The organism is Vibrio sp. A1-b2 (genome assembly GCF_021726015.1).
GTDB lineage: Bacteria > Pseudomonadota > Gammaproteobacteria > Enterobacterales > Vibrionaceae > Vibrio > Vibrio diazotrophicus.
In genome coordinates this window covers 997,413-1,010,398 of sequence record NZ_JAKKCI010000001.1, presented here as the reverse complement: position 1 = coordinate 1,010,398, position 12,986 = coordinate 997,413, and the positions used below count along the sequence as shown (strand labels likewise).

The following is a 12,986-nucleotide window of genomic DNA, read 5'->3' as shown; positions in this document are numbered from 1 at the left end:
TTAATCCTTATTGCCAATTCTTAGTAGTTCAGAAAATGCTAGAAATAGATGATAGAAACTGCTTGCTGGAGAGTGTTCATTTAATGGTTCTCCCGTGTTATCTACTTGGTCGACCCACAATCCGGGTAACGCTGGATTTAAGTAATGAATGAAGATGTGTTCCACCGCTTGAATGATTGCGGCTCGGTTGGTGTCAGTGGGGGCGCGTTCCCAAAGTGCAATACAGGCTTTTAAGTACTCGGTTTGACACCAAAGGCGCGAAGTTGAACGCAGTGGCTTTCCGTTGGCGTATATCTCGTCCCTAACAAGGCCGTTGTCGTTATGGCCATATTGTTGTGCAAATCGGTATAAAATATCAATCGTCTTACTTACGTCAACGTCTGTGAGTTTTTGGTAATGGCTGAGTAACCAGATCCACTCGTAATGATGACCAGGATCGATGTGAGTACCTATTTTCGAATCAAGTGAGAAATCGGCCTGAAAGAACTCAGCTAAATGATCACTTTGCATGAAATGAGTTTGGAACAACTGATAGATTTGAGTTGCTCGTTCCAGCCAAATGGGATTGTTGGTATATTCGTAGCTAACCATTAATGCTTCGAACAAATGCATGTGAGGGTTTTGCTCTTTGTTGACAGCGTTGCCTTCAGTCAGAAAAAAACCACTTTGTTCTGTATCCCAAAGATGTGTTGATATGTGCTGGTAAATGGCTTCCATTGAGGCTAGACCACTTTCATCAGCCGCTAGTTTGTAATGCCAAGCAAACCCAAGAAGTGCGAAAGCTTGTTCGTATAGGTTAGTCGCATCACTCTTGCTGTCGTTGCTTTTGCACAGCGCGAAACGATAACCGGATGATGGTGAGCCAAAGTGTGCAAATCCTTGTTCAATGGCAGCCAAAACTTGATTGCGGCCGTCGATCAGGCTTAGCTCAGTTGCGTGAGCGAAGACGTAAACCTGGCGTGGCTGCACGCGAAATCTAAGTAAATCGTGGCTAAATTCTTGTCCATTGGAAAGCAAGCCTTCGGCGAAAATTCCGTTTTGAGCGGATTGTGTTTTTTGCCATCGAGGTAGGGCATATTGAGTGAGCCAATGTTGGCAACGAGTGATTTGATAGGTTAGGGAGTCCATGGTTTGTTCCAAAGAGTAAGGCACTCGTTGAGTGCCCTAAGTATTGAAAAGTTAGAAGAGACCGATAGCGACACCGATGAAAGAAATAACTACAAGCGAAAGCATTGCGTTTACAGGGCTAAGACCTTTTTTCGCCATCGCAAACCAAGTGCCTAGCACTACAAACAACGGTAGCAGTTTCGGGAAAATCCCATCGAGCATCATTTGTACATTGATGTCGACGCCGTCTTTGGTTACAAACTCAAGTCCTGTGCCTAGGTTGACGTAACTGGCTGCAACACCGCCCATGACAAACACTCCTAGCAATGACAATGCTTCGCGAATCTTAGTTGAACGGTGACTAACAAGTATCTCAACTGACCCAGCGCCCATCTTGTAGCCTTTCATAAACAGCTGGTATGAACCGATGATAGCAATCGCGTTAAAGGTGACAATGTAGAAGAGGGGGCCCAAAATGCTACCACCAGCGGCAAGAGCCATACCGATACTTAATAGAATCGGCACTAACATTCCCGGAATCATTGAATCTCCAATGCCAGCGACTGGCCCCATCAAGCCCACTTTGAGCGTGTTGATGGTCTCACCATCAATTGGTTCACCGTTGGCTTTCTTCTCTTCCATACCCACAGCCATACCATTGATGATAGCGCCCAACTGTGGCTCAGTATTGTAGAACGACGCATGACGCTTCATCGCTTCTTTACGGTCTTCTTGGTTAGGGTAGAGCTTTTTTAAAGCAGGCATCATGCCTAGACAGAAACCAAACGACTCCAAGCGTTCAAAACTCATTGATGATAGGTTATACATCATCCATGCACGCCAGCACTTCGTCAGATCTTTTTTATCTAGAGTGACTTTTGGTTCGATCTCAGTACCAATTTTGTTGTCTTGTTCAGTCATTAGAATTCATCCTCGTCATCAGCAGCCTGTTGAGCTGGCGCTTTGTTAGCCGTTTGTGGTTCTGGTTTATAGTTGTAATGAAGTAGAGCAAACAGTGCGCCAATCATTACTAAACCCACCATGTTGAGCTTTAGGAATACGATGCCAACGAAACCGACTAAGAAATAAATCAGCATCGTTGATTCTTTGATGATCTGCTTTAAAAGGATAGCTATACCAACAGCAGGTAAAATGCCACCTAGAACAGTCATGGTGTCAATCACCATATCTGGCAGGCTTGCCATAAACCCTTCGATGTATTGGTTACCGAAGTAAACGGCAATAAAGGTCGGAATAAAGCGCATTAAAAAGTTGGTGACTTGTGGATAAATGGCGGAGTTCATGTATACGCCTTTCTCGTCACCCGCTTCTATCGCTAAATCGGCTTTATGGTTCCAGTAAGAGTTAATCACCATCATAAAGTTGAAGATAATGGTCCCAGCAATACCAATAGTGGCAGCGATAGCAACGGCTACTTCCACGCCCTGTCCAGACATGACGCCCAATGCGACCGCAGGATAGGCAACAAAGTTAAGGTCGGCTGGCATAGAACCACCAGGTGTTACCATTGCGATATAAACTGCCTGAACAGCTACCCCTACCATGATGCCAGTTTGGATATCACCTAAAATGATACCGACTAACATACCGGATACGAGTGGTCGAGTTATGGTGTACCAACCACCAGTTAATCCAAGTAACCAGGGTGTGGAAAGGGCACCGAGATAGCAAAGTATCCCGATAAATATTGCTTCTATAAACATAATGTCATCCTTTAGCTCACGTATTATTTACCCTACTTTTGATCCTTAAAGTCGCGTCAAAAGTGGAGGTTGTTTTGTCGTTATTTCAGTTTTTGCAGTGCATCTTGCCAAGTGTAGGAACTGGCATCAGGTACCAATCTGAAGTCAATGTGGTGACCGTCATCAGAGAGGTAATTAAATGCGGAAATTTCTTCTTGGTTGACACATTGGTTACTGCCAATGGTAGTTGTGCCTTCTCTAGCGCTCATTGGGCCAACGTTAATTTTGTTATTGAGGTTTTCAAGGCTAATGCCCGCCTCACGAATTCGGCGCAGCGTGACCGGGGATTTTGCGATGACAAAGTATTTCTTATCGCTGGCAATCACCTTAGGCAGTTTGCTTACAGCGGTCGCGGTATCAAACAGCCAAACCTTAACGTCGGTAACAGCGCCTTTCATGACTTGCGATAGTAATGGGTCAGATGCTACTGCGTCGTCAATGGCAACGATGCCATCACAAGGGAGTTCTTTAGCCCAACGAGTCATTAACTGTCCATGGATAACGCGGTCGTCGATACGCACAAATGAAATAGCCATAGTGTTTCTCCTTAAAAGTCTTCTTCTTGTGTCAGCTCTACTGGCTTGGCAACGACAACTGTTTTTAGCGCTTCTTGCTGCAAGGTAGTTGCAACGGACGAGGCGTTGATCTCTTCAACAAAGTCTGCCGTCATTAAAAGTGTTGGGAAATTTACCCCTGTTACGACTTCAACCTTCGGATTGAAATCTGGGTTGAATGCGTAAGTGCAGGCAATGTTGTAGGGCGTGCCACATTCCAAATCGCATAGCACTACAATGCCATCAACATTAGGTGCTATTGCGGTGATTTCATTGTGGAAGTTTTGTTTAAATTGCTCAATGCCTCCCTCTTCAGTAAGACAGATCGCAGTCGTGTTACTCAGTTCGCCAAATACCATGTTGGCACTGCTGATAAGTGCAGTGGCTAATGGACCGTGACTGGCTACGATAAAATGGATCATGGTTAACCTCTTACGAATGCTTTAATGGTGGCAATTTCTTTACCTTCACTTTCACCGTATGGTTGGATGACATAGGCACCCACGTGAGCTGGGATGATGAAGGTTTCAGCATAATGAACAACAAATGGCTCAAATTTATTGTCTGGACTCAAGATAATTGCCTCTTTGCCTTCGACTAAGTTCAGTACATTAACTGTTCCCTCTGTTTTATGAAGTACAGGTTTGCTGAACCAGTGGCGTCGTGTCTCAATAAACTCGCGTTCGTGTAGTCCAGTTTTCTCTTCTCTCCAGCCATCGCCGTTGTTGAGTTGCGTGATAGCGTTGACTAAGTGCTTCTCACACCACTCGGTGTCGCGTTCCCACTGTATGACTTCTTTACCGTGGTTTAAATGGACTGGTCGTGGCAGGCCGTCAAGTCCTAGTCGATCCCAATCCCACAGCTTGAACGTGAAGATGTACGGGGTTGCACTGATTTCAAGCACCATAGAGTCGGAGCCCGAACAGTGAATAGTGCCTGCAGGGATTAAGAAATGGTCATGCTTTTTCGCTGGGAATTGGTTGATAAAGCGCTCATCATTGAACGATTTCTCACCTCGTTGTGCCGCATACAAATCAGCCATCATTTCATCTGGGTTGATGCCTGACTTAGTACCAAGATACACACTGGCTTTTTCACCCGCGTCTAACATGTAGTAGCTTTCGTCTTGGGTATAGTGCATGCCAAATTCGTTCTGAATGTATTCCGTTAAAGGGTGTACTTGCAGACTCAGATGTTGACCTTGCATGGTATCTAGGAAGTCGAATCGAATTGGAAACTCGGCTCCAAAACGGGCGTGAACACTGTCGCCTAATAGAGCGCGTGGTTGTGTTAATACCAGGTCTTGCGATGGAACTTCGACAACAATGTCACCGTATTTAAGCAGTAGGCTGTTCTCTTCAGGAACGCAGTCAAAACACCATGCGTAGTTGGGTTTGTCTTGGTCTAGGTCGCAGACTTCTTTCATCCATTGCCCCCCCCAAACACCTGGGTCAAAGAATGGTACGAGTCTAAATGGTTGAGTAGTAGCTTGTTTCAAGCCAGCAGTAAATGCTTTGCCAGAGACCATCTTAGGGTCAAAAGCAGTATTTGTGTCTAATAAAAAGTCGATGTCAGCCAGTAGCTTGGTCTTATAGCGGTCGAAGACACGCCATTCAATAAAGAACGAGCGCTTGTATTTACGCAGTACGTCTTCGTTATAGTTTTCCGCACCCCAGTTACCAAGTTCACCGCGACGGAAGCGTTGTTGAATTTCCCAACGAGCTAAGTCAGCGTAAACGAAGGTATCGCCGTCAGCGATCAACCTAGCTCCATGGCCAATAACAACGATCAAACCAGTATCAGCATCGCGAACGGTTTGTTTCAGAGTTTGTAGCTTCTCGCTATTAAAGAACTCGCCCAACTTGTGTGGTGCAATGAAGCCAAATACTCGATCATCAGTAATGTTACGCTCTAACATAGCGAAGATATGTTCTTCGGAGTATTTCGCATCGTCCATTGACACCACTAAAGCGGGGGAGAGCGGTGCAACAAGTTGGTCGAGGATTTCGTTGTGATTGACTCCATGATAGGTGTCGATCACCAAAATATGCTTATCTTGGCACTGAATACGTTCCTCAATTCTTTCAACGATATTGTCCCAACCGCGAATGGCATCTTGCTCAAAGCCCTTCACTTCTATATTTGGAAACTTATCATAATTGGATTGACCAGATAGGTACTTCATATATCACCTTGAGTTAATCATTTGACTACAGTCTAATCACTCAGTTAATCAACTGACAAACTGGTTAATGCGTTTAACTGCACATTTATCATTTGTTAACCATTGATTTAAGGGGTGATTTTGTAGTTAATCACATAATCATGATGATAAATGTTAATCGGTGAGGTTAATCGATTAACCTTATTTTAATCAGATGAGAAAGTCGCTATAACTGGTGTTAATTTTATTTACTGGAGCTCAACATGGCGAAAGCAACCATTGCGGATGTAGCTAAGTATTGCGGCGTTTCCACCGCAACTGTGTCCATGGTATTGACGAACAAAGGGCGAATCTCGGCGACCACGCGTGAGCGGGTATTAGAGGCGGTTAAAGAGCTTGGTTATGTTTACAATCAGGCAGCGGCCAACTTGCGACATAAGCGCAGCAACCTAGTCGGGCTCGTCACACCTGATATTACCAACCCATTTTTCTCTGAAATGATCGCAGGGCTGAGCGACTATCTTGAAGAGCAAGATTCGTTACTCTTTCTCGCTAATGCTGAAGAGAGCGTTGAGCGACAAAGCAAGTTCATTGATTCGTTGTTGAGCCAAAATGCTGGTGGGGTAGTCATGTGCCCAGCGATGGAAACCAATCTGGACTTTTTAGAAACAGTGCAAAGCCGAGGGTTTCCGATTGTGTTGGCTGTTAGGCCTATTGGTGAAGATCGATTTGATTTCGTCGGTACCAATAACTTTATGGGCTTACAATTGGCGACGGAACACCTTATTAAAAAAGGTCACAAACATATTGCTTTCGTGGGTGGGGTGGAGATCTCGAAAACGCGTTCCCACCGTCTTGGTGGTTATATGTCAAAGCTGATGGAGCATGGAATTCCATTCAATGAACGATACATTCGAAGTTGTTCAGCGAGCCGTTCTGAGGGGGCCAAGGTGACAAGAGAGTTATTGGTTCAGCACCCTGAAATTACCGCAATTATTGCCTACCAAGATATCGTCGCTTTTGGTGTGATGCGAGCAATTAAAGATCTTGGGAAAACCGTTGGTAAAGACATCGCGGTTGTCGGCTTTGATGATGTAGCGGAATCTGCGGATACCAATCCAGCGCTGACTTCCATTTCTGTTTCTGCGAGAGAAATAGGCCGGGCCGCAGGAGAGATCATTCTTTCTCGTATGGAGGGTGACAAGCAGCCATACAAAAGCGTGGTGTTTCCACCAAGGCTGGTGGTGAGACGTTCATGTGGTTGAGGTGAAACTTGCGATAAAGTCAGGTCTTCGAGCTAGCGTAGTTTTACTGTCATCCGTCGTACTTTGCGGATAAGTAAGTGACCTGCTTTTCTAATCGAGTAGAGAAGAAAAAGCAAAGTAGATATCCAAGAAAGAATAATGCCGTTCTTCTTAAGTGAACGGCATTATTGTTTTTGTGCTGAATAAGGTAACTTGATGAATACTAAGCTAGAAGTAGTCTTATAAGTATCATTATCTTGAAATCACTCAGTGACAAACTGTAGTTTGGCTGACGACAGTAAGAAGACGTAATGAAATCTCGTTTTGCAATATCACTTTTTCTACTTCAATAATGTATTCGCAGTGAATCATCGATTTCGAGATGTAGTGGAACAGTTTGGCATGTAGTTGCTTAGTGATCCGCCCCAGCAGTTTTGAATACCGAGTTAAGTGAGTACAATCCTAACGAGGTGAACAATGACAACTAAGAAAACTAGAATTACACATTCCCCTGAATTTAAGGCAGAAGCCCTGAAGTTAGCAGATAAAGTTGGAGTAGCTGCGACAGCAAGGCAGCTTTCTTTATATGAATCTCAAATCTACGGGGGCGGAAGAACTCGAAGAAAGACACCAATACTAGTCAGCGAGAGCAAGAGCTAGCCGCAGAGGTTGCCAAACTCAAAAGGCAGTTGGCTGAGCAAGCAGAAGAGTTAGAAATTTTAAATAAGGCCGCCACCTATTTCGCGAGAAATCTAAAGTAAATTTCTATGAATTTATGCTCGAACACCTGCTGAGCTTCAGTATTGTGCGTATGGCTAAGGTGTTCGGGGTATCCCGAAGTGGTTTTTATTACTGGGTTAAGCACCGGCATAAGACCATCCAACACGAGACAATTCGCCAAAAGCTTGATACAAAAGTCAAAGAAGCTTTTGATAACAGCAAAGGCCAAGATGGCTCAAGGCGTATCCAAAAAGAACTGTCTGATAGCGGTGATAACTACAATGTTAAAACCATTGCTGCCAGTATGAAACGTCAAGATTTAACGCCGAAAGCTGCACGCAAGTTTAAGTGCACTACGGACAGCAAGCATCGAATGCCTGTTACTCCAAACCTGGTGGCTCAGAACTTTAGCTCATCGGCTCCGAATGAAAAATGGGCTAGAGACATCGCCTAATAGCCACAAGCGAATATTCGAGAAATTTGATATGTGGTAGTAACACACCACCTAAAACCCTAGAACGCTGGGTCGGTCACATCAGACAGGCCCTGTAATCTCGCTCTAAGGCTTACTCTGCCTGACTTCCTGCATGATGTAGTTTCTGTAATTATCGCGACGGCGTCGTCGGTCCGGTCTCTGTCCGGTCTTTAGCTGTGATTTTGGCTAGATACCGAGCTGGACACGAACCCTAATGTAAATTTCCTATTTAGGTTTTCCGTCCAGTTTGCCGACGGCGGCGGCAGTAGATGCATTTTCCCTGTTGTCCTGACAGTTGCGACGGTCATGACAGTGCCGACGGTTCTGACAGCCGTGACAGTCCCGACAGTAGCCAGCTAGATTCACATCCTATTCAACTAACTCAACTCGACACCCTAACTCATACCAGATTCGCGCTGTAATCCAGTGTGCCGTTAGTAATTCCGGTTCCAGTATGAATGCCCCGTGATTAGCCGCTGTTTCTGGTGCTGTGGTTGAGTGCTGCTGATTACTAGCCTAAATCACTTAAGAGATAACAGACCGATTACCACTGAGGGTAATCGGTCATCATGATTCAACATTCATCTTGTCCTAATCTTCGGTGCTGAGTCTCCTGTGTAATCTCAGCTAGAACCCCATTCAGGTATCTAAATTATATTTATATTAATAACTGGACCTAATGGAACGGAATGTTGGTTATATTTTTGTTGGTTCCAGCGCGAAGTTTTTCTGGAGTTCTGTTCTGGTGTTAAGAGGTATGTATCTGCTCTGATTTACGTTGTACAGACTAGAGAGAGTTCTGGTGGTGGATATCACTCTGACAGGGGAAGTGTGACTCTGTGGCGACTACGTGGAGAGTTTCGGCTGACCTAATGGACCAGAGCTTACCGGAAGTAATTGCGGACCGGATATGGAAAGGACTAGAACGAAAAAAGGCTTACGGATTTCTCCATAAGCCTTATCGGAATTTGGTGGCCCCTCCCAGACTTGAACTGGGGACCAATCGATTATGAGTCGACTGCTCTAACCACTGAGCTAAGGGGCCTAATAGGTCAATGATTATAGGGGAAGGGTTGGGGTGTGTCTAGACGCAAAGTAGGGTAATAGCGCTTAGTTTTTATCCACTTAGAACTGTAGATAATAAAAAAGGCGAGCTGTCGCTCACCTTTTATTCAATGCTTTATGAAAGCTCGCTACTATCTTACTCGTCTAGGAAGCTGCGCAGAGTTTCTGAGCGGCTTGGATGACGAAGCTTACGTAGTGCTTTTGCTTCGATCTGACGGATACGTTCACGAGTAACATCGAACTGCTTACCTACTTCTTCCAAAGTGTGGTCAGTGTTCATATCGATACCGAAACGCATGCGAAGTACTTTTGCTTCACGAGGTGTTAGGCCACCCAAAACGTCACGAGTTGCTGCACGTAGGCTGGTTGCCGTTGCAGAATCTAGTGGTAGTTCTAGAGTGGTATCCTCAATGAAATCACCTAGATGCGAATCTTCGTCGTCACCGATTGGTGTCTCCATTGAGATTGGCTCTTTAGCAATTTTCAGTACCTTACGAATCTTATCTTCCGGCATTTGCATACGTTCTGCCAATTCTTCCGGCAGAGGCTCGCGCCCCATTTCTTGTAGCATTTGACGAGAGATACGGTTCAGTTTGTTGATCGTTTCAATCATGTGCACAGGGATACGGATCGTACGAGCTTGGTCTGCAATTGAACGAGTAATTGCCTGACGGATCCACCAAGTTGCATAAGTTGAGAACTTGTAACCACGACGATATTCGAACTTATCTACCGCTTTCATCAGACCGATGTTACCTTCCTGAATAAGATCCAAGAATTGTAAGCCACGGTTGGTGTATTTCTTCGCGATAGAGATAACAAGACGTAAGTTCGCTTCAACCATCTCTTTTTTCGCACGGCGAGCTTTCGCTTCACCAATAGACATGCGACGGCTGATATCTTTAATACGGTTTACCGTTAAAGATGTTTCTTGTTCGATAATACGTAGCTTTTGAATTGAACGACGAATATCTTCTTCATCTTCACGGATCTTGGCTACGTATGGCTTATCTGATGCAAGAATTTGGTCAAACCAAGCTTCATCAGATTCATTGCCAGTAAATACCGAAATAAATGACTTCTTCGGCATTTTAGCTTTTTCAACAACAGAGCGCATGATCAGACGTTCTTGTGTACGTACGCGATCCATAGAATTGCGTAGCGTATTTACAAGATGATCGAACTGCTTAGGTGTCAAACGGAATTCACGGAAGACCGTTAACACAAGTTCAGTCGCTTCTTGAGCTTTGGGGCTGTTGTCGCCATGCTCGTTGATAGCAAGTTGAAGATTCTGATATTGATTACGAAGCTCAGTAAATTTCTCTAAAGCAAGTTCAGGATCGATACCAACTTCTTCTTCATCGCTGCTATCGTCGTCGCCATCTTCGTCTTCATCTTCATCATCGGTGTCGTCTTCGTCATCTAGGTCTGAACCTGTTAACTCTGAACCGATGTGTGTTGCTGTTGGTGCTTCACTTTCAACATCATCAGGGTCTACAAAACCACTAATGATATCGGTTAGGCGAAGTTCCTCAGCTTGAACTTTGTCAAATTGTTCAAGAATGTATGGAATAGTTCCAGGGTATTCAGCAACAGCACTTTGTACTTGGTTAATACCATCTTCGATACGCTTCGCGATATCGATTTCACCTTCACGAGTTAGTAGTTCTACTGTACCCATCTCACGCATATACATACGAACAGGGTCAGTTGTTCTACCAATCTCGCTTTCTACGCTAGACAGCGCAGCAGCAGCAGCTTCAGCTGCGTCTTCATCGGTGATGGTTTCATCATCATTAAGAGCTAGATCATCAGCGTCAGGGGCAGTTTCTACAACTTTGATACCCATGTCGTTGATCATCTGAATAATATCTTCTACCTGTTCAGAATCTACGATTTCTGCTGGTAGGTGGTCATTTACTTCGGCGTAGGTCAGATAGCCCTGCTCCTTGCCGCGAATGACAAGTTGCTTTAGCTGTGACTGCGGATTTTGATCCATAGACGGTATCCAACTTCGTATCTGGTGAAGGAATAGTATGCGAAATGCAAACCACGGATAATAACAAATTAAATTGTTGCTGACTATTCAAACAGGGTTACGCTTTCAAATCTCTCATGAGTTCTTGAAGCTCCCTTTTTTCGTCGCTTGATAAACCGATACTTCTTGATTTAGCCAGCAGGTTTTCAATTTGTTTCTCTACGCACTGGGCAATAATTTTGTCCAATGAGTCAAAAAATAGTTCGTTTTGATTATCTTCTACAAGCGGGATATCCCAGCTTGCAAGTCGAGACAACAGTGCCTCGTTTTTTGTGTTTCGCCAATGCTCTAACAATTGACCCGTTTTTATATTGGGATGCTGTCGGCATTTTTCAAGCACTTCTGTTAACAATTTCAGTCCCGGAATGTCCAAACCTTGTGTTGTAGAAAGGTCTGGCACCATATCAGCATAGCTCGGATTCTGAAGAAGCAAAGCGATGACATCTCTCATCGGTGTTCGCTTTATTTCTTTATGCGGCTGAGGTCTAGTTTTAGAATCCGTCGGCAATGTTGGCTTTTTATAAATCCCGGTCGTTTGGCCTAAAATCTTAAGTAGCTGATTTTGCATGGACTCATCAGGTACTTTATTGATCAAAGGAAGAGCAAGCGCTTCTAATGCGGCTTTGCCTTCGTTGTTACCTACATTTACTTGGGTAAGCAAATTAGAAAACAGATATTTTGATAATGGTTCTGCATTTAGAACCATTTCTTCAAATGCTTCTTTACCGTTCTTACGAACAAAGCTGTCAGGGTCTTCGCCATCTGGAAGGAACAGGAATTTTAATATGTTGCCACTTTTCAGATAGCTAAGCGCGTTTTCCAGTGCTCGCCATGCCGCTTCCTTACCTGCACGGTCACCGTCATAACAGCAAACCACAGTATTGGTTTGTCTGAACAGCAATTGTAGATGGTCACCTGTGGTTGATGTTCCTAGAGCAGCTACGGAATAATCAATGCCATATTGAGCCAGAGCAACCACATCCATATAACCTTCGACCACTAGGATCTGCGGTGGTTCACGGTAAGCCTGTAAAACTTCATAAAGTCCGTACAGCTCTTTGCCTTTGTGGAAGATAGGCGTTTCTGGTGAGTTCAAGTACTTAGGCGAACCATCACCAATCACACGACCACCAAAGCCAATTACACGGCCTCTACGATCCCGAATAGGGAACATAACGCGGCCTCGAAAACGGTCATAGCGTTTACCGTTGTCGTTTTCTATCAACATGCCGCCAGAAACTAGCATGTCTTGTGCATGTTTTTGTTGTCCGAAATTCTTACGAACTAAATCCCATTCGTCAGCCACATAGCCAATACCGAACTTTTGAACAATCTCGCCGGATAAACCGCGATTTTTTAAATATTCAATGGCATGGCGGTTAGCAGGAACTTTAAGTTGCTGACGATAAAACTGAGCGATGCTGCCCATTAAATCGTAAAGATTACGTTTTTCGTCACTGCTGACTTTTGGCGTATTACTTTTAAAACCGCTATTTGAGCGCTCTTCTCTGGGTACTTCTAATCCGAGAGATGAAGCTAATTCTTCAATTGCTTCGGGAAACTCAAGACGTTCGTACTCCATCATGAAGTCGATGGCGTTGCCATGCACGCCGCAGCCGAAACAGTGATAGAACTGCTTTTCTTGGCTTACGCTAAATGACGGGGTTTTTTCATTGTGGAACGGACAACATGCACCGTAGTTTTTGCCCTTTTTTTTAAGTTTCACACGTGCGTCGATAACATCGACAATATCAAGTCGAGCTAGGAGGTCATCGATGAAGCTACGAGGGATCTGTCCTGCCATAAAACCTAAAAAAAAGATAAAAACGAATGTGCAAGGTCAACAGACCTTAGAT

The 12,986-nt window shown here is 44.4% G+C and carries 9 protein-coding genes, 1 tRNA gene and 1 pseudogene; 2 read left to right on the top strand and 9 right to left on the bottom strand.

Features of this window, described 5'->3' with window-relative positions; translation table 11 throughout:
• From L3V23_RS04630 to L3V23_RS04605, 6 genes are all read right to left on the bottom strand, one after another.
• Positions 1 to 1,128 (bottom strand): AGE family epimerase/isomerase, encoded by a 1,128-nt coding sequence (locus L3V23_RS04630; RefSeq protein WP_102967113.1) that lies wholly within the window; start codon positions 1,126 to 1,128, stop codon positions 1 to 3.
• Positions 1,129 to 1,179: 51 nt separating this feature from the next.
• Entirely contained in the window at positions 1,180 to 2,028 is an 849-nt protein-coding gene (locus L3V23_RS04625; protein WP_102967114.1) for a PTS system mannose/fructose/sorbose family transporter subunit IID, read from the bottom strand.
• Positions 2,028 to 2,831: a PTS sugar transporter subunit IIC gene (locus tag L3V23_RS04620; protein ID WP_102967115.1), complete on the bottom strand. Its 804-nt coding sequence runs from the start codon at positions 2,829 to 2,831 to the stop codon at positions 2,028 to 2,030. Before L3V23_RS04620 ends, L3V23_RS04625 begins: the two co-directional genes overlap by 1 nt.
• A gap of 80 nt (positions 2,832 to 2,911) precedes the next feature.
• Positions 2,912 to 3,406 (bottom strand): PTS sugar transporter subunit IIB, encoded by a 495-nt coding sequence (locus L3V23_RS04615; RefSeq protein ID WP_102967116.1) that lies wholly within the window; start codon positions 3,404 to 3,406, stop codon positions 2,912 to 2,914.
• 11 nt (positions 3,407 to 3,417) lie between these two features.
• Entirely contained in the window at positions 3,418 to 3,846 is a 429-nt protein-coding gene (locus tag L3V23_RS04610; RefSeq protein WP_102967117.1) for a PTS fructose transporter subunit IIA, read from the bottom strand.
• Positions 3,847 to 3,848: 2 nt separating this feature from the next.
• Positions 3,849 to 5,609 carry a class I mannose-6-phosphate isomerase gene (locus L3V23_RS04605; RefSeq protein WP_102967118.1) on the bottom strand — a complete coding sequence of 587 codons (1,761 nt, stop codon included), beginning with the start codon at positions 5,607 to 5,609 and terminating at the stop codon, positions 3,849 to 3,851.
• 242 nt (positions 5,610 to 5,851) lie between these two features.
• On the opposite strand from L3V23_RS04605, the gene L3V23_RS04600 reads away from it, so the two are divergent.
• Together L3V23_RS04600 and L3V23_RS04595 are read left to right on the top strand one after the other, a co-directional pair.
• Entirely contained in the window at positions 5,852 to 6,853 is a 1,002-nt protein-coding gene (locus L3V23_RS04600) for a LacI family DNA-binding transcriptional regulator (RefSeq protein ID WP_102967119.1), read from the top strand.
• 456 nt (positions 6,854 to 7,309) lie between these two features.
• Positions 7,310 to 8,020: pseudogene (locus L3V23_RS04595) on the top strand (IS3 family transposase); the annotation flags it as partial.
• Positions 8,021 to 8,996: 976 nt separating this feature from the next.
• Here L3V23_RS04595 and L3V23_RS04590 read toward each other — a convergent pair.
• From L3V23_RS04590 to dnaG, 3 genes are all read right to left on the bottom strand, one after another.
• A tRNA-Ile gene (locus L3V23_RS04590) sits at positions 8,997 to 9,072 on the bottom strand.
• 156 nt (positions 9,073 to 9,228) lie between these two features.
• Positions 9,229 to 11,091, bottom strand: coding sequence for an RNA polymerase sigma factor RpoD (gene rpoD, locus L3V23_RS04585; RefSeq protein WP_042480640.1), 1,863 nt, complete (start codon positions 11,089 to 11,091; stop codon positions 9,229 to 9,231).
• A gap of 97 nt (positions 11,092 to 11,188) precedes the next feature.
• On the bottom strand, positions 11,189 to 12,934 hold the full coding sequence (gene dnaG, locus L3V23_RS04580) for a DNA primase (protein WP_102967120.1): 1,746 nt from the start codon (positions 12,932 to 12,934) through the stop codon (positions 11,189 to 11,191).
• Positions 12,935 to 12,986 lie beyond the last annotated feature (52 nt).